Genomic DNA, 25,685 nt, shown 5'->3' on the forward strand with positions numbered 1-25,685 from the left:
ATGGCGACAAAAGCTTTTCAAAAAATATATACAAAGATTAGCCAGATAACCAAGGCCACTTGTTCGCTGAAAGCGACGGGGGTAGGTTATGATGAACTGGCTATGGTGAACGGCAAGCTGGCGCAGGTGGTGAAGATTGCCGGAGATGAGGTGACCCTGCAGGTCTTTGAAGGTACGGAAGGTATTCCGACCAATGCAGAGGTTGTTTTCTTGGGCAAATCTCCTACACTGAAAGTGAGCGAGCAGCTGGCCGGACGTTTCTTCAATGCTTTCGGTGAACCGATTGACGGAGGACCGGAGGTGGAAGGTACGGAAGTGGAAATCGGTGGTCCGTCGGTGAATCCGGTCCGTCGTAAGCAGCCTTCAGAGCTGATAGCAACGGGTATTGCCGGTATCGACCTCAACAATACGCTGGTGTCCGGACAGAAGATTCCGTTCTTTGCCGACCCGGACCAGCCTTTTAATCAGGTAATGGCCAATGTGGCCTTGCGTGCGCAGACCGATAAGATTATTTTGGGTGGTATGGGTATGACAAACGACGACTACCTTTATTTTAAGAATGTATTCTCGAACGCAGGTGCCCTCGACCGTATCATCAGTTTTGTGAATACCACGGAGAATCCGCCGGTAGAACGTCTGCTGATTCCGGATATGGCATTGACTGCTGCCGAATATTTTGCGGTGGAGCACAATGAAAAGGTACTGGTATTGCTGACGGATATGACTTCGTATGCCGATGCGTTGGCTATCGTGTCCAACCGTATGGACCAGATTCCGTCGAAGGATTCTATGCCGGGTTCACTCTATTCCGACTTGGCGAAGATTTACGAAAAAGCTGTGCAGTTCCCGAGTGGAGGGTCTATCACGATTATTGCGGTGACCACCCTTTCGGGAGGAGATATTACGCATGCAGTGCCGGATAATACAGGTTACATTACGGAAGGTCAGCTCTTCTTGCGTCGTGACAGCGATATCGGTAAGGTAATTGTCGATCCGTTCCGTTCATTGTCACGTCTGAAACAGCTGGTAAGCGGTAAGAAGACCCGTAAAGATCATCCGCAGGTGATGAATGCCGCCGTACGTCTGTATGCCGATGCAGCCAATGCCAAGACCAAGATGGAAAACGGTTTCGACCTGACCAATTACGATGAACGTGCGTTGGCTTTTGCCAAGGATTATGCCAACCAGTTGCTGGCCATCGATGTGAACCTGAACACGACCGAAATGTTGGATGTGACCTGGGGATTATTCCGGAAATATTTCAAGCCGGAAGAGGTGAACATCAAGAAAGAATTCGTAGATCAGTATTGGAAGAAATAAAAATATAAGACTTTAAAATGGCAATAAAATTTCAGTATAACAAGACCTCTTTGCAACAGCTTGAAAAGCAGCTGAAGGTCCGTGTGCGTACGCTCCCTATCATTAAGAATAAGGAGAGTGCCTTGCGCATGGAAGTGAAACGCTGCAAGGAAGAAGCTGCCGGGCTGGAGGAACGACTGGAAGCGCAAATCTCCTCATACGAGCACATGCATGCCCTTTGGAATGAGTTTGATGCCTCATTGGTAAGGGTAAAAGATGTGCATCTGGGTGTGCGGAAGATTGCAGGCGTCCGTGTTCCGTTGCTGGATGAGGTGGAGTTTGATATCCGGCCATTTAGTTTATTCTGTAGCCCGAAGTGGTATGCCGACGGTATTCATCTGTTGAAGAAACTTGCCGAAACAGCCATCGAAAGAGAGTTTACGCTTGCTAAACTCGATTTGTTGGAACATGCACGAAAGAAGACCACTCAGAAGGTGAACTTGTTCGAAAAGGTGCAGATACCGGGTTATCAGGATGCGCTGCGGAAAATCAAACGCTTTATGGAAGATGAGGAGAACTTGTCAAAATCCTCTCAGAAGATTTTGAAGTCTATTCAGGAGAAAAGAAAGGAGGCGGAAGTATGATTGCAAAAATGACAAAGGTTACTTTTTTGGTGTACCATAAAGAGTATGATTGTTTTTTGAAAAGTATCCGTGACCTGGGAGTCGTACATGTGGTGACAAAGGCGCAGGGAGGAGCCGAAAACGCTTCCTTGCAGGAAAGTATCCGCTTGTCGGCCCGGTATGCTTCTGCCATCAAATTGTTGCAGGGAATGGGAGTGCCTTCTGCGGAGGTCCGTCAAGGAGACGCGGATAGCGGAGAACAAGCTTTGCAGCAAACGGAAGAATTGCTTCATCAGTCACAGCAACTTGCCCATCGCCTTCAGGCGGTAGAAAAAGAAGTGGCCGCCTTGGAACCGTGGGGCGATTTCGACCCTCAAAATATCTCCCGCTTACAGGCTGCCGGTTATCAGACAGGTTTTTATATCTGTTCAGAAAAGCAGTTCAAGCCGGAATGGACGGATTTATATCATGCAACGGTCATCAACCGGGTTGGTTCGAAACTCTATTTTGTAACGATTACGAAAGGTGATGCTGTGCCGGAACTGGAAGTGGAAACGGCCAAGTTGCCGGAAAATTCGCTTTCCGTTTTGCAACAAACCGTCACCGATTTGAAGGCGCAGCAGGAAACGCTTCAAAATAAATTGAAGGAACTGGCCGGAACTGTAATTCCGGATTTGCAGGCTGCCCAGTATCGGGTACATTCGCAGATTGAGTTCTCGAAGGTAGTATTGAGTACCGATGCTTTGGCCGACAATAAACTGATGTTGCTGGAGGGATGGATTCCAACGGAGCGTGTCGCGGAAATGACCGAGTATCTCCGTTCGCAGGAAGTCTATTATGAGACAGCGGCTCCTGTACCGGGGGATGATGTACCTATCCTTTTGGAGAATAAAGGTTTCTTCCGGTTGTTTGAGCCGATTATGCGGTTGTATATGTTGCCGAAGTACAACGAACTGGACTTGACGCCGTTCTTTGCTCCGTTCTTTATGCTGTTCTTCGGTCTCTGCCTGGGAGATTCCGGATATGGTTTGTTTATGTTGCTGGCCGTCACATTGTATCGCTTGTTTGCTAAGAAACTGAGTGCATCCATGAAGCCGATTCTGACTTTGGTGCAGATTCTGGGCGCTTCGACTATGGTGTGCGGTTTGCTGACGGGTACCTGTTTCGGATTTAACCTGTATGATATCCAGCTGCCGCTTTTCCAAACTTTGAAGGAATCCATTTCGCTGGACAACCAGCAGATGTTCAATCTTTCACTGATTCTGGGAGGAGTGCAGATTATTTTCGGTATGATTCTGAAAGCTGTCAATCAGACTATTCAGTTTGGTGTGAAATATGCCATCTCTACCATTGGTTGGATTTTGATTCTGGTCAGCACGGCGGTTGCTTTTGCGGCTCCGGGTGTAATGGCAATGGGAGGTACCCTGCATCTGGTCTTTTTGGGTATTGGCGTACTGATGGCTTATCTGTACAATAGTCCGGATAAGAATGTGTTTGTCAATATCGGTTTAGGGTTGTGGGACAGCTACAACATGGCTACCGGCTTGCTGGGTGATGTCTTGTCGTACGTCCGTCTGTTTGCCTTGGGCCTTTCCGGTGGCATTCTGGCCAGTGTATTCAACAGTCTGGCTGTCGGAATGAGTCCGGACAATGTGATTGCCGGTCCTATCGTCATGGTATTGATATTTGTCATCGGCCATGCCATCAATATCTTTATGAATGTGTTGGGTGCCATGGTGCATCCGATGCGTCTGACCTTCGTGGAATTCTTCAAGAATGCCGGGTACGAAGGAGGAGGAAAGGAGTATAAACCTTTCAAGAATTAATATAACAAAGTAATTAAAAACTAAAAAACAAATAATTATTATGGAAATGAATCTTTTGATTGCCTACATTGGCATCGCGATTATGGTTGGTTTGTCAGGTATCGGTAGTGCGTATGGTGTAACCATTGCAGGTAATGCATCCATTGGTGCGCTGAAAAAGAATGACAGTGCTTTTGGTAATTTCTTGGTATTGACAGCGCTTCCAGGTACACAGGGTCTGTACGGTTTTGCCGGTTACTTTATGTTCCAAAGTATTTTTGGGGTATTGACCCCGGAAATCACAGCCATTCAGGCTTGTGCCGTATTGGGTTCAGGTATCGGCTTGGGACTGGTAGCCTTGTTTTCTGCTATCCGTCAGGGACAGGTTTGTGCCAACGGTATCGCAGCCATCGGTCAGGGACACAACGTGTTTGGTAACACTTTGATTTTGGCTGTATTCCCTGAATTGTATGCCATTGTAGCTTTGGCTGCTACCTTCTTGATGGGTTCTGCTTTGGCTTAAAAATTAGTTAATCATTACATTTCCCCGTGGTACGCTCAAACCGTATTACGGGGAAATTTTTTTGTCATCTCTGTTACATTTACAAATTTTATATTGATTTGATAACTAGTATATTATAGCTTTTTCTCCGGAGGAGTCCGGACAGAATCCATAAAAAAATTCGTTTTTTTCTTCCGTTTCAATATTTTTTGTATCTTCGCGATTGATTTAGAAGATATTAAAGACGATGATGAAACAGCTACTAACACCTGATTATATTTTCGAATCTAGTTGGGAAGTATGTAATAAAGTGGGTGGCATCTACACTGTATTGTCTACAAGAGCAAAAACCTTGCAGAATACTTTCCCTGATCGAATCTTTTTTATAGGGCCAGATGTCTGGTTGGGTAAGGAAAATCCTTTGTTTGCCGAAGAGCCTAAGCTTCTTCAAGCGTGGAAGGAACATGCAGTCAAGAAAGACGGGTTGAATATTCGTGTAGGACGTTGGAACATTCCTGGAAAACCGATTGCCATTCTAGTGGATTTTACGCCTTTTTATAAAGACAAAAATGATATCTATACGCAGGCATGGCTTGACTTTCATGTGGATTCCCTGCATGCTTATGGAGATTATGATGAAGCTTCCATGTTTTCATACGCAGCTGGAAAAGTGGTCGAAAGTTTTTACAGGTACAATCTGACCATGTCTGATAAGGTAATTTACCAAGCTCATGAGTGGATGACCGGAATGGGAGCCCTTTATCTGCAAAAACATGTACCAGAAATAGCCACAATCTTTACTACACACGCAACTACCATCGGACGTTCCATTGCCGGGAACAACAAACCTCTCTATGATTATTTATTCGCTTATAACGGTGACCAGATGGCCCGTGAACTGAATGTAGAGTCTAAACATTCCATCGAGAAGCAGACTGCGCATTTTGTGGACTGTTTTACGACTGTCAGCGATATTACAAATAATGAATGCAAGGAATTGCTGGAGAAAGAAGCGGATGTGGTGTTGATGAATGGTTTTGAAGATGATTTCGTTCCGAAAGGTGAAATGTTCGGGAAGAAACGGAAATATGCAAGGGCTTTGCTCTTGAACTTGGCTAACAAGCTGTTGGGTACACATCTGGATGATGACACACTGATTGTGGCAACCAGCGGTCGCTATGAGTTTAAGAATAAAGGTATCAATGTGTATCTGGAAGCCTTGAACCGTTTGACACGTGAGAAGAATCTGACACGTGAGGTCCTGGCCTTTGTCAATGTCCCGGGATGGGTAGGCGAGGCGCGTGAAGACTTGAAGCAGCGTCTGGAGAGTGACAAAGATTATGATACTCCGTTGGAGTGTCCTTTCATAACGCATTGGTTGCATAATATGAGCCATGACCAAGTGTTGGATATGCTGAAATACCTGAACATGTCCAATGCAGCCGATTCAAAGGTGAAGGTTATTTTTGTGCCTTGCTATTTGAATGGGAAGGATGGCATTTTGAATGAAGGATATTATGATTTGGTTATCGGAGCAGATATGAGCGTTTATCCTTCTTATTATGAGCCTTGGGGATATACTCCATTGGAAAGTGTGGCATTCAAGGTTCCTACCATCACTACGGACTTGGCCGGATTTGGCCTATGGGTAAATTCCTTGAAAGGACGTCCTGGAACTTTACAGGATGGTGTAAAAGTGATTCATAGAACCGATTATAATTATTCGGAAGTGGCTGATGTGATTCGGGATACAATCACGGAATTCTCCAATCTGCCGGAATCTGAAGTTGAAGTGATTCGTGAAAATGCTTCCGATATCGCGGAGAAAGCTTTGTGGAAACATTTTATCCGCTATTATTATGAAGCTTATGATATCGCTTTGCGTAAGGCTAAGGAACGTTGCACTTCTTATAAAAAATGAACTATATAAAACATTAGTAATATGAAAATCAAGACAAACTATGCTAATACTCCTGCGTGGAGGGAAATAAATGTGAAATCCCGTATTCCGGAATCCTTGAAGATGCTGGAAGTGATGGCTCGCAACATTTGGTGGTCATGGAATGATGATGCAACCGAAATGTTCAAAGAACTGGACCCGGAATTATGGCGTACTGTAGGGCAGAATCCGGTTGCTTTGTTGGAACGTTTGAACTACGAGAAACTGGAAGCTTTGTCTGTAGATAAGGAAATGCTGGGCAAGATCAATGCTATTTATGATAGATTTACTGAATACATGTCAGCAAAACCGGATAAAAGCCGTCCGTCTGTTGCCTATTTCTGTATGGAGTATGGTTTGACTCACGTACTGAAAATTTATTCCGGTGGTTTGGGTATCTTGGCTGGTGACTACTTGAAAGAGGCTTCAGACAGCAACGTAGACATGTGTGGTGTCGGTTTCTTGTATCGTTACGGTTATTTCACTCAGAGCCTTTCAATGGACGGACAGCAGATTGCCAATTATGAAGCACAGAACTTCGGCAGCCTGCCGTTGGAGCGTGTGAAAGATGAAAACGACCAGCCGATGGTATTGGATGTACCGTATTTGAACTATTACGTACATGCATACGTATGGAGAGTCAATGTGGGTCGTGTTCCTTTGTATCTGCTGGATACCGATAATGAAATGAACAGCGAATTCGACCGTTCCATCACTCACCAGTTGTATGGCGGTGACTGGGAAAACCGTTTGAAACAGGAAATTCTGCTGGGTATCGGTGGTGTGCTGCTGTTGAAGAAATTGGGTATCAAGAAAGATGTATACCACTGCAACGAAGGACATGCTGCATTGTGTAACGTACAGCGTCTGTGTGATTACGTGGAAAGCGGCATGACATTCGATGAAGCATTGGAAGTGGTTCGTGCTTCTTCTCTGTATACTGTACATACTCCGGTTCCGGCTGGACATGATTACTTCGATGAAGGCTTGTTCGGCAAATACATGGGCGGTTATCCGCAGCGTATGGGTATCAGCTGGCAGGATTTGATGGATTTGGGACGTATCAATCCAGGTGATCCGAATGAACGCTTCTGTATGTCTACCTTTGCCTGCAACACTTGCCAGGAAGTGAACGGTGTGAGCTGGTTGCACGGAAAAGTTTCTCAGGAAATGTTCTCAGGTATCTGGAAAGGTTATTTCCCGGAAGAAAACCACGTAGGATATGTTACTAACGGTGTACATTTCCCCACTTGGTGTGCTTCTGAATGGAAAGCATTGTACAACAAATATTTTGACAAGAATTTCATGCACGACCAGTCTAATCCGAAGATTTGGGAACGTATCTATAATGTGCCCGATGAAGAAATCTGGAAGACCCGTGTGGCTTTGAAGAACAAATTAATCAATTATATCCGCGATCAGTTCCGTGACACATGGTTGAAGAACCAGCGTGACCCGTCGCGTGTGGTTTCTTTGATGGATAAGATTAATCCGAATGCTTTGTTGATTGGTTTTGCCCGTCGTTTTGCCACTTACAAACGTGCACACCTGCTGTTCACTGATTTGGACCGCTTGTCTAAGATTGTCAACAACCCGGACTATCCGGTTCAGTTCCTGTTTGCCGGTAAGGCTCACCCGCACGATGGTGCTGGTCAGGGATTGATTAAGAAGATTGTAGAAATCTCTAACCGTCCGGAATTCCTGGGTAAGATTATTTTCTTGGAAAACTACGATATGAAGCTGGCCCGTCGTCTGGTTTCTGGTGTAGATATCTGGATGAATACTCCGACACGTCCGTTGGAAGCTTCCGGTACATCTGGTGAAAAAGCTTTGATGAACGGTGTGGTTAACTTCTCTGTATTGGATGGATGGTGGCTGGAAGGCTATCGTGAAGGTGCCGGATGGGCATTGACCGAAAAACGTACTTACCAGAATCAGGAACACCAGGATCAGCTGGATGCCGCTACTATCTACAGTATCCTGGAAACAGAAATCCTGCCGTTGTATTATGCTAGAAACAAGAAAGGCTATTCTGAAGGCTGGGTAAGAACCATCAAGAACTCTATTGCTCAGGTAGCTCCTCATTATACCATGAAACGTCAGTTGGACGATTACTTTACGAAGTTCTATACCAAGGAAGCTACTCGTTATCATGCCTTGGAAGCTAACAACTATGAAGAGGTGAAGAAAATCGCTGCATGGAAGGAAGAAGTGGCTGCCAAGTGGGACGAAATTCAGGTGGTTTCATTCAACAAATGTCAGGATTTGTGCAACGGTAACGTAGAAAGCGGTAAGGACTATAAACTTACTTGTGTAATTGATGAAAAGGGTCTGGACGATGCCATCGGTGTAGAACAGGTCGTTACTTACACCAATGCGGAAGGACGCGAATACATCTATGCCGTTAATCCGATGAAGATGGTGAAACGTGAAGGTAATCTGTTTACTTTTGAAATGGTAGCCAGCTTGTCGAACGCCGGTAGCTTCAAAGTAGCTTACCGTATGTTCCCGAAGAACGATGCGCTGCCTCACCGTCAGGACTTCTGTTATGTACGTTGGTTTAATGAATAATAACTGTTCATTCAGATAATCATTGAATAAGCCATTCCGGAATCCCTCATAAGGTCTGGAATGGCTTTTTTGTTCTTAAAAATGCCATGCCATGAAAATATTGATTGTAGAAGACGATTCTGATCTCCGTGAAATCACTACTCAGTCGCTGGAGAAAGAACGCTATGTAGTATCGCAGGCTCCTGATTATAAAACCGCTTTGCGTAAGATAGAAGATTATGATTACGATTGTATCCTGCTGGACATTATGTTGCCCGATGGTTGCGGACTCGATTTGCTGGAAGAACTGCATGCTTTGGGAAAGCGCACCAATGTGATTATTCTGTCGGCTAAGGATTCGTTGGAAGATAAAGTAAAAGGACTGGATTTGGGAGCGGATGACTATCTTCCAAAACCTTATCACCTGGCTGAACTGCATGCCCGTTTGAAAAGTCTTTTCCGTCGTAACCAGCGTGAAGGCGAGAGGAAGGTGACTTATGGCAATGTGGAAATCATTCCAGACCATTTTAAGGTCATTGTGGGGGGAAAGGATATTGACCTGAACCGTAAGGAATATGATATTCTGCTTTACTTTATGTTGCGTCCCGGACGGTTGGTGAACAAGACCACGTTGGCCGAGTCGGTATGGGGAGACCATATTGATCAGGTGGATAATTTTGATTTTATTTATGCCCAAATCAAGAATCTGCGTAAGCATTTGAAAGATGCGGGAGCTACGGTAGAGTTGAAAGCTGTATATGGTATAGGTTATAAACTGGTAGAAGAATGAAACTGTTTCATCTGGTCATGTGGCGTATGTCCGCCATGCTGGTGGTTATCCTGACGTGCTGGGCTGTTCTGTTCTATCTGGCTGTCATGGAGGAAGTGAACGACGAGGTGGACGATTCCCTGAGTGACTATGCGGAATCGCTGATAATCCGTTCACTGTCTGGTGAAAAGATGCCGGACACGAGCAACGGTTCGAACAACCAGTATTTCCTCTATGACGTGAGTGCAGAATATGCGGCTTCGTATCCGAAAATTTCCTATCGGGATGAAATGGTGTACATTACGGCAAAAGGTGAGACTGAACCTGCCCGCATCCTGATGACCATTTTCCAGAAGGATGACGGGGGCTATATGGAGCTGGTGGTTTACACGCCTACCATTGAAAAATACGATCTTCAGCGAGCCATTCTGGGATGGATTGTCTTTCTGTATGTACTTTTGCTGCTGATGATTCTGGCCGTCAATGCCTGGGTGTTCTATCGCAATATGCGTCCGCTGTACACTTTGTTGAAATGGCTGGAGAACTATCGGCTGGGAAGCAAACGGGAACCGCTCGACGAGTCGTTGCGGATTGTGGAATTCCGGAAACTGAATGAAGCGGCCAATCTGTTCTCCGAACGCAGTGAGCAGCTTTATGAGCAGCAAAAACTCTTTATCGGGAATGCCTCCCATGAGATGCAGACTCCGCTGGCCATCTGTCGCAACCGCCTGGAGATGCTGATGGAGGATGATACCCTGACCGAGAAGCAGCTTTCGGAGCTGATGAAAACCCACCGCACACTGGAGAACCTGACTCGTCTGAACAAGTCGCTGCTGCTTTTGTGCAAGATTGATAACCGGCAGTTTACGGATGTGAAGCCGATTTGTCTGAACGAACTTCTGATGCACTACCTGGACGATTACAAGGAGGTATATGCATACCGCCGTGTACAGGTAAATGTGCATGTGGAAGATTGTTTTCAACTGGAGATGAGCGAGGCATTGGCCACGGTCTTGCTGACCAATCTGTTGAAGAATGCCTTTGTGCATACAAGTGAAGGTGGAACAATCGAACTCACTTTCACTGCTTCGTCTTTTGAAATCCGCAATACCGGAGAAGCTTCCTTGGACAAAAACCGTATTTTCGAACGTTTCTATAAGGAAGGGAAGAAAGAAGGTTCCACAGGCCTTGGTCTGGCGTTGGTCGATTCCATTTGCAAGGCTTATCGGCTCAATCTGTCCTATCGGTTTGAGAACGGAATGCACATTTTCACGATTATTTCTTGATTTTTTGTCAGAAAAAGGTAATTCTTCAGAATCTTTTCAGAATTGCCTCTCATCTTTGCAGTACAATAAATCATTAAAGTATTCATCCTTAAAAAAATAGACATTATGAAAAAGTTAGTTTTCCTGCTCGTGTGTGTGTTCACTGTATCAACCGTGGCAATGGCCGATAACGAAAAACCTATCCAGGTGGGACAGTTGCCTACCAAGGCCCAGACGTTCATCACTACTTACTTTAAAGGTAAAAAAGTGGCTTTGGCCAAACAAGACAGTGATTTGTTCAGCAAATCGTACGATGTGATTTTCACCAATGGCGAAAAAGTGGAATTTGATAAATCGGGTGAATGGACGGAGGTGAAATGCAAGTCGGCCATTCCTTCACAGATTATCCCTGCTGCCATCCGTACGTATGTGAAAACCAATTATCCGGATGCTTCCATCATCCAGATTGAACGCAAGCGCAATGAATATGAAGTAAAACTCTCCAACCGTTGGGAAATTACTTTCGACAGTCAGATGCGCGTGATTGATATCGACGACTGATTCCAGACTATTTCTATGATATGCAGCCCGTTTCTCTGAGAAGAGGAGCGGGCTGTCTGTTGGTATGGACGGTTGTATCGTAGAGAGAGGAGTAAAGAGAAATCTCCTTGTGGTAAATGGCTTGTGCCGATCTCTACGATGGTTAATGAAAGGTGACGTAAGGCTGGCTATTTACGTCATCATCTGATTGAGGGCGTATTTTGTTAAGAATCGAAATCTGCTTCTTTTATAATTTGCAGCTTTTCACCTGTCACCGGATGCACAAACTCCAGTTCCGCAGCGTGCAGATACAGACGGTCGGACGGCTGGCCGTAGAGGTCATCGCCCACAATCGGATGATTCAGTCCCTCGGGATGCGCGGCATGTACCCGGAGCTGATGCGTGCGCCCCGTATGCGGATAAAACGTCACCCTTGTCATCCCATCCCTGCGCTCCAGTACCCGGTAGGACGTGACCGCCCGTTTCCCGTATTCCCGGCTCACCATCTGGCGCGGGCGGTCCATCGGATTCGGACAGAGAGGCAGGTCGATGATACCCTCGTCCGTTTCCAGTTCCCCTTCCAGGATGGCCGTGTACCGCTTGCGGATGAGGCGCGTCTCGAAAAGTGCCTGAAGCTCCTTGTGCACCTCCTTCGTCTTGGCCGCCAGCAGCAGTCCGGACGTCGCCATGTCCAGCCGGTGCACGATAAGCGGTCCGGTGGCTTTGGGGTAGAGGTTGTGCAGCCGCTGGAGGATGGAATCGAGGTCGTTCTTGCCCGGTACGGAAAGCATGCCCGCCGGTTTGTGTACCACCACCAGCCATTCGTCTTCGTAGAGAATCTCCAATGCTGTCTGTCGGTGCACATCTTCCTCCAGCGGATTCGGTTCGACCTCCAGCCCCACGAGCATGTGTTTCAGAATCGGTTCGCATTTCCCCTTGCACGACGGATAGAAATGCCCTTCGCGGCGTATCTCGTCCTTGGGCGACATGCCCCACCAGAACTCGCCCATGGTCAGAGGCTGAAGATGATGCAGGTACGCATACTGGAGCAGCTTGGGCAGGGCACATTCTCCCGCTCCGGCAGGTGGCGTCTTCTGCGGGGTATTTTGGAAAATCTCGCACAAATCTTTCACCTCGCCCCGGGCGTTGAGCATCCGGAACTGGGAAAACAGCCGTAACTGGAGAGCTGCCGAACGCGTCTTCCGTTCGTGGCGCAAGGCCTGAATCTCCTGTTCGAGGCCCTGAAAAGTCTCTCCGGCCTCCTGCACCTTCTCTTTCAGCCGTCGTTCCAACCGTTTGAATTCCGCTTTCAGGAACTGGCTCTCGCGCGACATCGCTTCCGCCTCTTCGGAAGAAACCCCTTCCTTCCGCCGTTGTTCCCGACGGGCTTTCTCCTCTTTCAGCTTCTGTTTTTCACGGGTCAGTATGGCCTGAGCCTCTTCTTCTGCCTGCTTCCATGCCGCCTGTGCCGAGCGGTAAGCCTCACTGGTCTCCAGTGCCGCAATCCGGTGGTTGATGCCCGAAATCTCCGCCTCCTCGATGCGGAAGAAACCGTCGGGTTGCAGGAGGTCGTACACCGGCGGAACGAAAAACGCGTGGTGGTTGCTGCCGGCCAGGTTGCCCGAGAAAGCAGCCAGGTAGCCCAGCTTTCCTTCTCCATCCCGGATGACCAGTACCCCGAACATCTTTCCTTGCCGGAGCTCTTCCTGCCAGTCGTCCCGTGTGAGCAGGTACTGGCGCACCTCTTCCGCCGCCAGTCGGGTAAGCGGGTGAGGAGTGTAGTGGAAGGGAAAAGTGAAGGCTTTCGGCAAGGCGATGCCTTCGGTAGGGGTGTGGAAAGAATGTATCATGATGAGAAATTCAGTTTGTTTTTATTGTGGGGCAAAGGTACAAATAAAATAAAAAAGAGTAGATTTAGGATAAATGTAAATAGAAGTTTTATTTGGAATAATATTTTGTGAAAATTATTTGATGTTTTTATTGAATATTGTATCTTTGTTAAAATGAGATTTTTACTCAAAGTGGAATCCTATGAAAAACAAAATGGTGTTACAGTCTTGATGATAGCATCAATGTATGATTGCATGGAAATAGAAGAGGATATAGTGGGGATTGCAGTGTAAATTGAAAGTTTTGTATGTTATATACATTCTTATGGGAAACGAATAGGCGATGTGCGTTTTGAGTACAGTCGTTGTTCTTATTGGGAAGAAGAAACTAAAGTTGGTATATTCTTTGAAATTCTTGGATTTTTTCGTTTGTATTATTGTTGTACTCTAAATTTAATACTATGTCAATCAATGTCTATTTAAAAAAAAGAGGTGAAATTTCCATCTTCCTCGTTGGGATTTTACTGTTGTTCACATTGTATGCATGTTCTGAAGATTCTCCTTCATCGGAAGAAGAACAGCCAACTCTTTCCATCCCTTCTGACCAGCTTTTCTGGGACCTGGGTTATGAGGCACAGTCGGTTGAAGTGGTGTTCAGCTGCAATGCAGAGTGGTCTGTATCGGTGGATGACGCATCCTCTTCCTGGTTGAGCGTCACCCCTTCAAAGGGTAATGCGGGCGAGTATACGCTATCGATTTCCGTGTCGGAGAATACGGACAAGGACTCCCGTACCGGTACTGTCACGGTGAGTTCCAGGGAACTGAGCAAGGAAATATCCTTTACGCAAAGCGGGTTTGAAACCACCCTTTCCATTCCTTCTGACCAGCTTTCCTGGAACCTGGGTTACGAGGCACAGTCGGTTGAAGTGAACCTCAGCTGCAACGCAGAGTGGTCCGTATCGGTGGACGACGCATCTTCAGCCTGGCTGAGTGTAACCCCTGTAGAGGGTGATGCCGGCCAGCATACACTGTCGATTTCCGTTGCGGAGAATACAAGCGGGGAATCTCGTACCGGCACCGTCACGGTAAGTTCCGGAGAAGAAAGCAAGGAAATATCTCTCACGCAAAGCGGATTCGATACGACACTCGATATACCTTCCAGTCAGTTGGCCTGGAACCTGAGTTACGAGGCACAGTCGGTTGAAGTGAACCTCAGCTGCAACGTAGAGTGGTCCGTATCGGTGGATGACGCATCTTCAGCCTGGCTGAGTGTAACCCCTGCAGAGGGTGATGCCGGCCAGCATACACTGTCGGTTTCCGTCGCGGAGAATACAAGCGGGGAATCTCGTACCGGCACCGTCACGGTAAGTGCCGGAGAAGAAAGCAAGGAAATATCCCTCACTCAAAGTGGATTTGATACGACACTCGATATACCTTCCAGTCAGTTGTCTTGGAACCTGGGTTACGAGACACAGTCGGTTGAAGTGAACCTCAGCTGCAACGCAGAGTGGTCTGTATCGGTGGATGCCGCTTCCTCTTCCTGGTTGAGCGTAAGTCCGTCAAAGGGTGGTGCCGGCCAGCATACACTGTCGGTTTCTGTCGCGGAGAATACAAATGGGGAACCTCGTACCGGTACTGTCACGGTAAGTTCCGGAGATGTAAGCAAGGTGATTGTCTTCATGCAAAGCGGCTTCGAAACCACCCTTTCTATCCCTTCCAGTCAGTTGTTCTGGAACCTGGGTTACGAGTCACAGTCGGTTGAAGTGAATCTTGGTTGCAACGCAGAGTGGTCTGTATCAGTGGATGCCGCTTCCTCTTCCTGGTTGAGCGTAAGCCCGTCAAAGGGTGGTGCCGGCCAGCATACACTGTCGGTTTCCGTTTCGGAGAATACAAACGGGAAATCTCGTACCGGTACCGTCACGGTAAGTTCTGGAGATGTAAGCAAGGTGATTGTCCTTACACAAAGCGGCTTCGAAACCACCCTTTCTATCCCTTCCAGTCAGTTGTCCTGGAGTCTGGGTTACGAGTCACAGTCGGTTGAAGTGAATCTTGGTTGCAACGCAGAGTGGTCTGTATCAGTGGATGCCGCTTCCTCTTCCTGGTTGAGCGTAAGCCCGTCAAAGGGTGGTGCCGGCCAGCATACACTGTCAATTTCTGTTTCGGAAAATACGGGTGAGGAATCTCGTACCGGCATCGTCACGGTAAGTTCCGGAGAAGTCAGCAAGAAAATTTCCCTCACGCAAAGCGGAAGAATCTTTCAGCCAGAAATTGGAGGTCCGGAAGACATGCCGGTGGAAGAATGGAAATAGTTTATTAACCATAAAGAACAGATATGATGAAAAAGATACAAAACTATATCAGTTTGTTTTTGTTTGTATGGACAATGTTTAGCTGTACAGATGAAAATGTGTTTGGGGGTAAGGATGAAATCAATGTGATTGGTAATATAGAATCCTCTTCAAGGACTGCCTACGAAGAAGGAGAGAATAAAGTGAGCGTGTCATGGGTGGCGAATGACAAGATTGGTTTGTTTACAGATGAACAGTCTTCTTTGTTGCCCTACAGTGCGGCTTCAGGGGGAAAGCAAGTGGATTTTACTCCTGCGGGTACCCGTCTGAAAGCACAGGACGGGAAAAAAGTATATGCATTTTATCCCTATGATAACCTCTCCATCAGTTATCCTAAAATTGCGCTTCCGGATTTGACCCAGCAATATTCCTCGGGCCTTCCATCGGCTGAAACCGATTTGATGTACGCCAAAGGGACGATAGCGGGCAATGAGCTGGTATTGAATTTTAAGCATTTGTTTGCTTTTATAAAGTTAAGAATCCAATCCGAACTTCTTAAAGGTACAACCGGATTGTTCATCCGTTCGGAAGAGCCTATCATGTATGCCTATAATCAGTCTGGAGCCACTCCATATTTTGATTATGAGGAAGAAACAATCACGTCGGACATGCTGGATTACATTTGGTATTCCATACCTTCAGATGTGATTGAGAGTCAGAATGTGGTTACCTGTTATGTGGCCGTTCTTCCAACTTCGGGGAATAATACGCTTGCTTTCTACCGGAAAGATAACAATGGGGTTGGAGATCTCATCATGAGTAAAGCGGCTCCCGCAGGAGGTTTTCTGGCCGGTCATGTGTATGATTTGACGGTCGATGAAAATGCAGACAACATTGAACAACAGGAAAGAGAGGCACTGATTGCTTTTTATGAGGCAACAGGCGGGTCACAATGGACGGATAATACCAACTGGTGTAGTGACAAACCTGTATCAGAATGGTATGGTGTCAGTACGTCGTGGGATGGAACCGTAGTCGGACTTTATTTGTATAACAATAATCTGACGGGTAGCATTCCTTCTGAAATCGGGAAGCTGAGTCATTTGGAGTGGCTCTATTTAGAATATAACAGCCTGTCCGGCACATTGCCTGAATCCATTTCTCAGCTTCAGCAGCTGAATTCCCTGGTTTTATCTGACAACAAGCTTGAAGGTACACTACCCGAATCTTTTGCTGGACTGATGGACAAGCTGCAAACGTTGGATTTGAGTTACAATAATTTTAGCGGACAAATTCCGGATGCAATCATTAATCATGAAAGATGGAAAGACTTATGGGTAGGCTGCATCGGAGGAGGTTTTGATATCTCCGGAGTCAGACTGCCGGCTGCCGATTTCAACGTACAGGCTTTGGATGGCACGTCAATCTCTTCGGCTACGGAGTTTTCGAAGAATAAGCTGACAGCCATACTGCATTGGAGTCCGACTTGTCCTTTCTCGACGGCCTACATGGAAGAGCAGTTATTGCCATTGTATGAGATGTACAAGACCAAAGGCTTTGAGATAATAGGATATAGTGTGGCCTCCAGACCTGAAGTCGTAAATTATATCAATGAAAAACAGATTCCATGGAAGAACTTTGAATATACAGGAGACAATCAAGTCCCGGGCTTCTTCACCCGATTCACTCCTGCCATTTTTCTGGTTGACCAGAATCAGGAGGTGGTCTTCCAGAGTGTGACACAAAACCGTAATGACATCCAGAGCGTATTGTCCGCATACTTGGGTGATGTTGAACTGTATACCTCCACTGATTATTCGCGCGACGGGGAGGTGGTCACCCTACAGAAGGCTACGAAAGGAAAAGGTATCAATCTGGTTTTCCTGGGCGAGGGCTTTGTGGATAAGGACATGGGTGATAATGGATTGTATGAACAGGTGATGAGAAGCGCAGTAGACCAATACTTTGCCTATGAGCCTTTGAAATCGTTTAGAGACCGTTTCAACGCCTATTGTGTGAAGGTTGTGTCGCCCAATGCGGAATTCCTTTCGAATGCAGTGCATCGGATAAACGAGGACAATGCGGTTTGTTTCGAGTATGCCAGCAAGGTCCCAGGACTGGAAAATGCTCCTTATCAGATGGTTTCGGTAATTTACAACAAAGGGTGTAATGGCCGGAGTTATACTGTCATGTATTATGGCGACAGGTCGTATGTCGGTTATATGATGTCGGGAGTAAACGAGGTGCTGAACCATGAAGTCTGTGGCCATGGACTGGGCCGACTGATGGATGAATACGTGGAAGGTGGGTATGAAAACCTGACATTGCCTGCTTCTGAACGTGATATTATGGACGAGGAATGGAGCACTTATAAATGGGGTGCCAATGTGGATTGGAGAAGCAATGCAAATGAGGTGAGATGGGCTCATTTCTTGAACGATTCGCGTTATGCCGGTGAGGGCTTAGGCTTGTATGAAGGTGCTTATTTGTATGGGAAGGGGGCTTACCGTCCTACAGAAAACAGTATGATGCGTTATAATGATTCGCCGTTTAATGCTCCAAGCCGTGAGAGAATCTATCAGGTTATAATGGAATTGTCGGAAGGTGAGGACTGGGTATATAATTATGAAGATTTCGTGGCTTATGATATCGTCAACAGGAATTACGCCACTTCACGTGCTTTAACAGCTCCTTCCTCAGACAGTGCCCGTGAACTTTGGAAGAAGAAACACCGTGTTCCTGTAATTGTGAAGGGAGGTTGGAAAGATGCGAAATAGTTAGTTTGAGTCTGGTGTAAATACAAAGAGTCTGTAGCCCGTCATTGAGAAAAATCACATCAATGGCGGGCTTCATTTTTTGGGGAAAAGCCCTGTCCCCTCGAAAATGGGGAAATATCCGTTGTTTGCAGATGTTTCCGGAGCAATTCTTCCGATGCCGCCATTTTTGAAACAAAATCCGGATAGTCGGTAGCCTGTTGTGGAATGTGGAACAAATAGGTTTCCAGTTCCGCTTTGTCATTCTCTCCATATCCCCGTAAGGAATGCCGGGTTGTGGCATGCGCTTGAAAGGTGGGATGAATCAAGATACCCTGTTTCCCTTTCAACCGATACATGTATGTGATGAGCTGATGTACATCCTCCCTTTTCTCTGTGGCTATCTTGTATTTGGCATCTACGATTGTTCTGTCGGTTTCCCGGAAAAAGTCCAGGTAACGGGGAAATTTGTGCCCTTTGGCCAAGTAGATGCGTCCGGTACCTTTTTTATTGTTGGGATGCGTGAATCCTTGCTTTGTGAGGATGGTGGCGAGGTATTCCTCCCACAAATAAGCCGCATCAAACAAAATGCCGTGTATCGGATTCTCTTGCTGTCCGTATTTGATTTTTTCGTGCCGTAATATCCGCAGGCACAGTTTCTGAAGAGGCGCATAACGGGTGAAGTAAGGGTGAGGGATAATCTTCAAGTTGTGTCTGATTACGTTTTCTCTGTCTTGCCGATGATAGTTTGGGGTGGTGGTCCTGATTTGGCTCACATTGTCTCGAGTCTGAGGGTCGCTTTCCAATAATGCTCTTCCGAATCGGGTGGTGCAAATATATTCGAGGGTGTGACGTATCAGTTCAGTCACTTGGTTGTCCTGGCTGAACTCCCGGGTGCGATAGGCAATGCGGCCATTGAACGGCAGGTTGTATTTTATTTGTCGGGATATGTCTATCACGCCGCGCACATTCGCGTCATTGTACGTATTCCGTTGGTATTCTTTGTAGAGGCCTTGCGCCAGTGCCTCGTGGAGAAACTTGGGAAACAGATAGAGCAGAAAGTCGAAGACGGCTTCGTCGTTCGTTACGTGTGGCATCCGGAAAAGGTTGATATACAATACCTTTTGAAGCATGTAGTGCAGGAAGAAATCTTCGCCGGTGTGCTGGACAAAACGAGACTGGATGGAAACGGAATGTCCGTTGACTCCTATAAATCCCACCAAATTGCCTGTCGTTAAGTGGACTTTTGTGCATTGCTTCCCTTTCCAGTTGGCCTGTGAGGACATGAGAGGCTGGTTGCCTATTTTATCCTCACATTCCTCGAAAGAATAAGGGTAGATTAGCAAGTTGTTTCCACATTCCTCTGAAAGTTCCGACAGGGTACGGTTGGCAACATTTTGTAGAGACAGGAATTCTTCAAGATTTTCCGATGTGGAAGAATAGGGTGAGTTATCCTTCAATATCATCTTTTCCTTCTTTTTGATAATACACTTGTTCCAGCATTTCCAGATTCTCTATGGCATTGGCCGTTCCTCTCAGGTATTCAAACAGCACACCTTTCAGGTGGTTTTCCCAAAGATGCTTGTAGGCTGTTTCCTTGTAGGTTCGTTCGTTGTCCAGATAAAGTGCCAGTTTGCTGAAGTAGGATCCTCCGATGTGATATGCGGGGCTTAATCCTTCTATGCCCGTGTGGTTCTCTTCATCCCAGATGGCGGCATTCAGGCGCGTCATGACCTGAACGATTTCCTCTTTCATGTCCGCCAGTTCTTCGTCCAGCATCCCTATATTCTCATTGGCTTTTATCTCCACCCAGGCAAAACGGCGGCGCATGGCGAAGTCCATACTTTCCACACTGCGATCGATGTCGTTCATGGTTCCGATAATATAGACATTTTCCGGAACGTAGAAGCCTTCGTAGAACGGGTCGGATTCATCGGTAATCAGATTCTGATACTGGGTTTTGACCACCCCTTTCTCTCCGCGATAGCTTGGGTCGATGCTGAAGAACAGTTCGCCGAAAATCTTGGAGATTTCACCCCGGTTGATTTCGTCGATGATGAAGAGGTATGGCTGGGATGGGTCAGACTTTTTAATATTCTCATTTTGGGGATTTGCTTCTTCGGTCGAAAAAGCATTTCTTTGAATTGATGAAGATTTTTCTAGTTGGGGGATATTGATGAATTTTTTGTTCATGTTCAGAAGTTCCTGAACAATACCCCTATAATAAGTATAATTTAATGTGTTACCAATAATATTACAAAAATCTTTAAAAGGGACTTTGGTAATATCTGATACATTTCTATCGCGGTAGTAATTGAAGATTTTTTGGACATAATCTTCATTTATATAGTTAGAGGTAAAAGAACCACCTTTATTATACATTATGTCTTTTCCTGAGATTTGAAGCTCCATCTGGCTCCTTGGATAGACTGTATAAAGAGTGACACTGTGATTTTGTATTCTCTTCTTTAATTCGTCGTATAAGACATAAAATGAAGGTAAGTTTTCTTTAGAAAATGAACTGGCAATGTGAGGTACTTCTTTAGGTGTATTATTGGGCTCGTTTACTTTATTGGAAGTAGTGAATGTTTCTAAAAGTGTTTTCTTGCAAAATTCCTTAAATACTCCATCTTTCCTTTCAAACCCGATGTTTCCGTTTTTATCGGGAGGAGTAGGGCGTAAGCCTTCCACAAAGTCTGTGTAGTCATACGACGGATGGAATTGAACAAATTCATATTCGGCTCCCATCGCATCCGCAATTGCTTTGGCTAAATATGTTTTCCCTGTACCGGGTGCTCCTGTCAGAATAAGATTTTTATTTGCTTCCAGTAGTTGGATATAGTAGTTTAGATTTTTCTCTTCCATATTCTCATAGTTGTTTGATAAAATATAGCGGGTAATGATGATTCATAATATAGTGGAAACAAAGTTAGAAAAAAGCCGTAATAGTTTGTTGAATATGAGTGCTTATTATTAATTTCATTTGTCGTTTTACAAGTTTATTCCAGAGATTTTCCGTAAATCTGTATAAGGAATATAGCTATTTGAAATTAACCGATTTAGAAAAATTACCTTGTTTTGGAGTAATGATTTGGCAACCGTCCCGATTACTACGGTCTGCGTCGCTTTGCTGTTTAGGTAACTCTTACAGCCCGATCGTATGAATTTGAGATAAAATTAATTATTTAATCAGTATTCCAAAATGCATCAGGTAAATTTTCGTATACTTCAGAAGCATCTGGTAAATTTCCATAAGGATATGTACTTGTACTTTGTCCACCAAATGACGATGTGTTATCTGCTTCGGGGTATTCTATGAAATTTCCATAATGGTTAATATACATATCCGGGGTATGTTCTTTGTCAATACGCACTAAAGCTTTTCCGTCAATAAAATAATTGTACTCCTCACCTTGCCTGTATTTTGCTTCCACAATTATTTTACCTTCCAATGACATAAATCCCACTTTGTTGTCTGATACAAAACCTATTGAATATTCTCCTGCATCAAATAAGTCCTCGTATTTTGGAGGTATAATCTCGGAAACTTCATCTCCATAGATTCTACAACAAACCAAACCGTAAAGACTATTTTTTATTGTTTTAAGAAAAAGGGTATCTTCTGTTTGAAAGAAAATTGATATATCGTCATAGATGTTATGTAAAACTTCTTTGCCTTTAAAGTTCAATAAGCCTTTATATTGTTTGCTTGACCCATAAACTTTTAATCCACTAAATATGGTGTTATTTGGAGAATATGCTACAATTTCATTACGAAGAATTGTCTTACCGTAGACAAATAAGCAGCTACCTACACTTTCGGCGCAGATGCATCCATATATTTTTAACCCATCTTGAGTGTTCCAATGTAATGGAGAATAAGCCTTTTTATTTAGCTCCTCAAAGAATGCTGTAACTTCTTTATCGCTATTAAATTTTACATAATGATATTCCATAATAACAAAATTATATTTCAGCAGTAATTATAACAACTTATCAATATTACCGTGTACGATAATTTTCTATCGCTAACATTCTTGATTTTTCTTTGCTCCAGCGAGGTTCTTGAATTTGTATAATGATGCTTTCGATTTCATTTAGCTTAGATGTATCTCCACATTCGATGATATGGATAGGTGCTTTAATTATATCTACACATTCAAAAAGATGATTCTTTATTTGACTGCATTTAAGAAATCATGGAGGAATATATGTGATTTATCTTTCCCTACACCAATAGAACCAATTATAAACTTTTTGGATAGTTGTTCACAGAGTGATTTAGGATATAATATCACAGGATAGCAATCAGTTTTTTGCAATCTCTGTAACAAAGCAACATCTTGGACGTATTTATCATTTTTTAGGTGATATTGTTCACTAAATGACTCCCAATTTAAATTTCCGTGCATTGATGAATATAGCTTTTATAATACAGCAAAAGTACAAAAAGTCCGTGATAAGACACCAGCTATTGCGGACTTTATTTTGATTTACAACTTAATACCTATATTTTGCCTTTCTGTCGGCAATCCTAATATTTCCATAAACTCATCTTTCTTGCGCCTGAACTATCTTACATGTGAAACACCATCTATTTTGAAGTCAAATTATCCATCCGGGGTTTCTTTAAGTGAGCAAACCGAACCATCAGTCTTAATGTGCTGTCGGAATTCAGAAGTATAGAGTTCTCCTTTGATGGTGACATCCTTAAACATGCACAGCTTTTTGATTAACCCATCGCTAAAATTCAGAGTATCACGCAAAAACTTGATGGTCGGCATCAGCTTTTCCACATATAGAAAGTAGCGTTTGACAAAATCCGTAAATTCCGACAGTTTTCGGTGCTGCTGCCCGTAAGCATTTATTGGGCTATTGTCGTATGCCGTGCTTTTGAGGTATGTACGCCTCGTTGCAAACCGTATTTTTCCATTGCTTTTGCGTAATTGTCGTGGTAGGCAACGAGTTTTTCACGTGTCAGTATATCATCGGCACACAGGCACACGGCATTGGCTTTCTTTCGCTCTCCTGTTACTATCGGTACGACCGTGGCATGAATTGCGGTGTGTACTCATCCATGTGTAGGACTGTCTCACATGAAGATACTGAACGAAAGATGGCTTCTTCAGTACTTCCAAAGAAGTACTGGAGTACTCCCCTGAAAGTACTGGAGTACTCCCCTGAAAGTACTGGAGTACTCCTTGGTCAGTACTAAAGTACTTCCAAGGAAGTACTGAGAACTGTTGAGGATATATCTAGATATGCCTTGGGCTTCCCGAACAGGGGAAGTGAAGGAGGGGATTCGTAGGTCATATAAATAAAAAAGGTAATTTGACTGACTTATAAAGCGGTTTTGACCAGTTCTTGGTAGTTGGAAACGGAAGAATTGCATTACTTTTGCCTGCATCATCAATATTTTATACTATGAACATACAATTTTACCAACGAATAAAGATTTTTCTTTGTACATGGGGGATGGCCGGATGCATTTGGGCGGCAGACTACCCGGTGAAAGTGACCCTTCATGCTGCTACCGGGGCCGTGGAACAGCTGACCTTGTCGGGAGATGAGCAACAGATGGAATGGCTTGTGAAGACGGATGGGACCCAGTATCCGTGGGTGAAGGAAAACCTGGCCTGGGGATTAGGATATTTCACGATAGTGAAGGGACATGAAAGCGTAAAAGAAGAATGGCAGAAACCTGTGGAGATAAGTCCCGACGGCATGGAAGTGACCTATCGTGAAGGGGATATTCAGGTGCGGGTGACCCGTGTGTGCAGGGACGGTGACCTGACAGAAAAATATACCTTTACCAATCGGGGGAAGGAAGCTGTCTCTCTTTACGACATAGGCATCTATACACCGTTGAATGATAATTATCCCGGAGCACAAGAGTGTATTAACGGTCGCACCAATGTGCAGGTGTGGGACGGAGAAAATGCGGCCTACGTCAATGCGCTTCGGATGGGAGGAACGGCTCCCCATCTGGGACTGGTTGTGACGGAAGGTTCCATAAAAAGTTATGAAGTCTGGGAGCGTGGCGACCGGAAGGGAAACTCGCACTATCGGGGAATTCTGGCCTTGAACTTGCCCGATTCTTTCTTGAGACCAGGCAGAAGCTGTTCTGTGGCGTGGACACTTTTTTCGCATAATGGCAATGAGGACTTCAAGCGGAAGCTGCTTGAGAAAGGCAGTCTGTTGGTGTCGTGCGACAAATATGTGTATCAGAAAGGGGAAACAGCCCGTATGCAGGTGCAGAGTGGTTTCCCATTGGCAAGCTATGCGGCAAAGATGAACGGGGTGCCTGTTCCTGTGGTAGAAAAGGATGGAAAATATCTGGTGGAAGTGCCGTTGCTTCAGGCTGGGGAGGTACGTCTGGATTTCCTTTATAATGGTGGAAAGCAGACCCATGCCAGTTTGCTGGTGGTCAACAGTGAGCGGGAATTATTGGAAAAACGGGTGGAATTTATCCGTATGCATCAGCAGATGAACAATCCTTCCGACCCGAGGTATGGAGCCTATATGGTATACGATAATGAGGGGGACAGCATTTATCTGAACGATACGCCCAACTGTAATCCTGTGGACCGTGATGAAGGGGCGGAACGTGTGGGCATGGGGGTGCTGCTGGCAAAGCAGTATCGCCTGACAAAAGATGAAAAGCTGAAGGAATCGTTATTGAAATATGCCCGGTTTTTGCGTGAAAAGTTGCAGACGAAGGATTTTGTGACGTATTCCAGCGTGGACCAGAAGAACCGTAACCGGGGATATAATTATATGTGGGTGGCCGATTTTTATTTCCAGATGTATCTGGCAACAGGTGACAGGCAGTTTGCGGTCTACGGGTATGAGACCTTACAGGCCATGTACCGTCAGTTTGGTTACGGCTTTTATGCCATCGGCATTCCGGTGACCATCGGGTTGGAATCACTGGAAAAGGCGGGTATGAAAAAAGAGTACAAGAAGCTTTTGAAGGATTTTGAAAAGACGGGTGAAGTGTTTATCCAGAACGGGCTGGATTATCCCAAGTCGGAAGTAAATTATGAGCAGAGCATCGTGGCTCCTGCTGTTCATTTCCTGGCACAGCTTTACCTGGTGACGAAAGAACAGAAGTATCTGGATGAAGTAAAACGCCAGATGCCGGTGGTGGAGGCATTCAATGGTTTCCAGCCGAGCTTTCATCTGAACGAAATAGCGATACGTCATTGGGATGACTACTGGTTTGGCAAGCGGGAAATGTTCGGGGATACCTTCCCGCATTATTGGAGCACGGTTACGGGAGCGGTTTATTATTACTATGCGCTTTGTACGGGCGACCAGTCTTATCTGGCGCGTGCGGAGAACATTGTGCGCAACAATCTGTGTCTGTTCTTTGAGGATGGAAGGGCTTCGTGTGCATATCTGTATCCTTATAAGATAGATGGAGTGAAGGGGCAATTTTATGACCCCTATGCCAACGACCAGGACTGGGCGCTGGTGTATTATCTGTTGATACACGAAGGTATCTGAGCAGGCTATGGCTT

General features: G+C 45.2%; 16 protein-coding genes and 2 pseudogenes. 12 read left to right on the forward strand and 6 right to left on the reverse strand.

The genetic code is table 11. The features are described 5' to 3' along the window. From OIM59_RS04565 to OIM59_RS04605, 9 genes are all read left to right on the forward strand, one after another. Window positions 1-1,320: a V-type ATP synthase subunit B gene (locus OIM59_RS04565; protein WP_148330952.1), complete on the forward strand. Its 1,320-nt coding sequence runs from the start codon at window positions 1-3 to the stop codon at window positions 1,318-1,320. A gap of 17 nt (window positions 1,321-1,337) precedes the next feature. After that, complete coding sequence (locus tag OIM59_RS04570) at window positions 1,338-1,943, forward strand: V-type ATP synthase subunit D (protein WP_072542928.1); 606 nt, start codon at window positions 1,338-1,340, stop codon at window positions 1,941-1,943. After that, window positions 1,940-3,748, forward strand: coding sequence for a V-type ATP synthase subunit I (locus OIM59_RS04575; RefSeq protein ID WP_303895380.1), 1,809 nt, complete (start codon window positions 1,940-1,942; stop codon window positions 3,746-3,748). The genes OIM59_RS04570 and OIM59_RS04575 overlap by 4 nt, the downstream gene beginning before the upstream one ends. 40 nt (window positions 3,749-3,788) lie before the next feature. Beyond that, a complete protein-coding gene (locus OIM59_RS04580; protein WP_022353285.1) occupies window positions 3,789-4,250 on the forward strand; it encodes a hypothetical protein in 462 nt (153 codons plus the stop codon). A 226-nt stretch (window positions 4,251-4,476) separates the two neighbouring features. After that, window positions 4,477-6,150 (forward strand): glycosyltransferase, encoded by a 1,674-nt coding sequence (locus OIM59_RS04585; RefSeq protein WP_303895385.1) that lies wholly within the window; start codon window positions 4,477-4,479, stop codon window positions 6,148-6,150. Between the two features lie 21 nt (window positions 6,151-6,171). Further along, the gene (glgP, locus tag OIM59_RS04590; RefSeq protein WP_299169981.1) at window positions 6,172-8,739 is read left to right on the forward strand and encodes an alpha-glucan family phosphorylase; all 2,568 of its coding nucleotides are present in this window, start codon (window positions 6,172-6,174) and stop codon (window positions 8,737-8,739) included. A 91-nt stretch (window positions 8,740-8,830) separates the two neighbouring features. Next, window positions 8,831-9,508 carry a response regulator transcription factor gene (locus OIM59_RS04595; RefSeq protein WP_299169983.1) on the forward strand — a complete coding sequence of 226 codons (678 nt, stop codon included), beginning with the start codon at window positions 8,831-8,833 and terminating at the stop codon, window positions 9,506-9,508. Continuing rightward, complete coding sequence (locus tag OIM59_RS04600) at window positions 9,505-10,773, forward strand: HAMP domain-containing sensor histidine kinase (protein ID WP_299169984.1); 1,269 nt, start codon at window positions 9,505-9,507, stop codon at window positions 10,771-10,773. The genes OIM59_RS04595 and OIM59_RS04600 overlap by 4 nt, the downstream gene beginning before the upstream one ends. Window positions 10,774-10,878: 105 nt before the next feature. Next, window positions 10,879-11,313 carry a PepSY-like domain-containing protein gene (locus tag OIM59_RS04605; protein WP_072542923.1) on the forward strand — a complete coding sequence of 145 codons (435 nt, stop codon included), beginning with the start codon at window positions 10,879-10,881 and terminating at the stop codon, window positions 11,311-11,313. Window positions 11,314-11,516: 203 nt separating this feature from the next. Here OIM59_RS04605 and OIM59_RS04610 read toward each other — a convergent pair whose 3' ends face one another. Continuing rightward, window positions 11,517-13,142: an RluA family pseudouridine synthase gene (locus OIM59_RS04610; RefSeq protein WP_299169987.1), complete on the reverse strand. Its 1,626-nt coding sequence runs from the start codon at window positions 13,140-13,142 to the stop codon at window positions 11,517-11,519. Window positions 13,143-13,582: 440 nt separating this feature from the next. On the opposite strand from OIM59_RS04610, the gene OIM59_RS04615 reads away from it, so the two are divergent. Together OIM59_RS04615 and OIM59_RS04620 are read left to right on the forward strand one after the other, a co-directional pair. Beyond that, entirely contained in the window at window positions 13,583-15,430 is a 1,848-nt protein-coding gene (locus tag OIM59_RS04615; RefSeq protein ID WP_303895392.1) for a BACON domain-containing protein, read from the forward strand. 26 nt (window positions 15,431-15,456) lie between these two features. Then, entirely contained in the window at window positions 15,457-18,186 is a 2,730-nt protein-coding gene (locus OIM59_RS04620) for a M64 family metallopeptidase (RefSeq protein ID WP_303895395.1), read from the forward strand. Between the two features lie 59 nt (window positions 18,187-18,245). On the opposite strand, the gene OIM59_RS04625 is transcribed toward OIM59_RS04620, so the two are convergent. The 5 genes and pseudogenes from OIM59_RS04625 to OIM59_RS04645 form a co-directional block, all read right to left on the reverse strand. Next, window positions 18,246-19,628, reverse strand: coding sequence for an McrC family protein (locus tag OIM59_RS04625; RefSeq protein WP_299167856.1), 1,383 nt, complete (start codon window positions 19,626-19,628; stop codon window positions 18,246-18,248). After that, the gene (locus OIM59_RS04630; RefSeq protein ID WP_299167860.1) at window positions 19,612-20,355 is read right to left on the reverse strand and encodes an AAA family ATPase; all 744 of its coding nucleotides are present in this window, start codon (window positions 20,353-20,355) and stop codon (window positions 19,612-19,614) included. Before OIM59_RS04630 ends, OIM59_RS04625 begins: the two co-directional genes overlap by 17 nt. Before the next feature lie 423 nt (window positions 20,356-20,778). Further along, window positions 20,779-21,027 (reverse strand): annotated as a pseudogene (locus tag OIM59_RS04635) (AAA family ATPase); the annotation flags it as partial. Between the two features lie 320 nt (window positions 21,028-21,347). Then, window positions 21,348-22,118 (reverse strand): WG repeat-containing protein, encoded by a 771-nt coding sequence (locus OIM59_RS04640; RefSeq protein ID WP_299167854.1) that lies wholly within the window; start codon window positions 22,116-22,118, stop codon window positions 21,348-21,350. A 537-nt stretch (window positions 22,119-22,655) separates the two neighbouring features. Further along, window positions 22,656-23,247, reverse strand: a pseudogene (locus tag OIM59_RS04645) (plasmid recombination protein); the annotation flags it as partial. Between the two features lie 339 nt (window positions 23,248-23,586). On the opposite strand from OIM59_RS04645, the gene OIM59_RS04650 reads away from it, so the two are divergent. Beyond that, window positions 23,587-25,671: a six-hairpin glycosidase gene (locus OIM59_RS04650; RefSeq protein WP_299167851.1), complete on the forward strand. Its 2,085-nt coding sequence runs from the start codon at window positions 23,587-23,589 to the stop codon at window positions 25,669-25,671. The last annotated feature ends 14 nt before the right edge of the window (window positions 25,672-25,685 follow it).

The sequence above is a fragment of the Bacteroides mediterraneensis genome (assembly GCF_025993685.1).
Classification (GTDB): domain Bacteria; phylum Bacteroidota; class Bacteroidia; order Bacteroidales; family Bacteroidaceae; genus Phocaeicola; species Phocaeicola mediterraneensis_A.

Coding starts and splice junctions, on each gene's coding strand:
- OIM59_RS04565 (WP_148330952.1), top strand. CDS start 1: ATGGCGACAAAAGCTTTTCAAAAAATATATACAAAGATTAGCCAGATA.
- OIM59_RS04570 (WP_072542928.1), top strand. CDS start 1,338: ATGGCAATAAAATTTCAGTATAACAAGACCTCTTTGCAACAGCTTGAA.
- OIM59_RS04575 (WP_303895380.1), top strand. CDS start 1,940: ATGATTGCAAAAATGACAAAGGTTACTTTTTTGGTGTACCATAAAGAG.
- OIM59_RS04580 (WP_022353285.1), top strand. CDS start 3,789: ATGGAAATGAATCTTTTGATTGCCTACATTGGCATCGCGATTATGGTT.
- OIM59_RS04585 (WP_303895385.1), top strand. CDS start 4,477: ATGATGAAACAGCTACTAACACCTGATTATATTTTCGAATCTAGTTGG.
- glgP (WP_299169981.1), top strand. CDS start 6,172: ATGAAAATCAAGACAAACTATGCTAATACTCCTGCGTGGAGGGAAATA.
- OIM59_RS04595 (WP_299169983.1), top strand. CDS start 8,831: ATGAAAATATTGATTGTAGAAGACGATTCTGATCTCCGTGAAATCACT.
- OIM59_RS04600 (WP_299169984.1), top strand. CDS start 9,505: ATGAAACTGTTTCATCTGGTCATGTGGCGTATGTCCGCCATGCTGGTG.
- OIM59_RS04605 (WP_072542923.1), top strand. CDS start 10,879: ATGAAAAAGTTAGTTTTCCTGCTCGTGTGTGTGTTCACTGTATCAACC.
- OIM59_RS04610 (WP_299169987.1), bottom strand. CDS start 13,142: ATGATACATTCTTTCCACACCCCTACCGAAGGCATCGCCTTGCCGAAA.
- OIM59_RS04615 (WP_303895392.1), top strand. CDS start 13,583: ATGTCAATCAATGTCTATTTAAAAAAAAGAGGTGAAATTTCCATCTTC.
- OIM59_RS04620 (WP_303895395.1), top strand. CDS start 15,457: ATGAAAAAGATACAAAACTATATCAGTTTGTTTTTGTTTGTATGGACA.
- OIM59_RS04625 (WP_299167856.1), bottom strand. CDS start 19,628: ATGATATTGAAGGATAACTCACCCTATTCTTCCACATCGGAAAATCTT.
- OIM59_RS04630 (WP_299167860.1), bottom strand. CDS start 20,355: ATGAACAAAAAATTCATCAATATCCCCCAACTAGAAAAATCTTCATCA.
- OIM59_RS04640 (WP_299167854.1), bottom strand. CDS start 22,118: ATGGAATATCATTATGTAAAATTTAATAGCGATAAAGAAGTTACAGCA.
- OIM59_RS04650 (WP_299167851.1), top strand. CDS start 23,587: ATGAACATACAATTTTACCAACGAATAAAGATTTTTCTTTGTACATGG.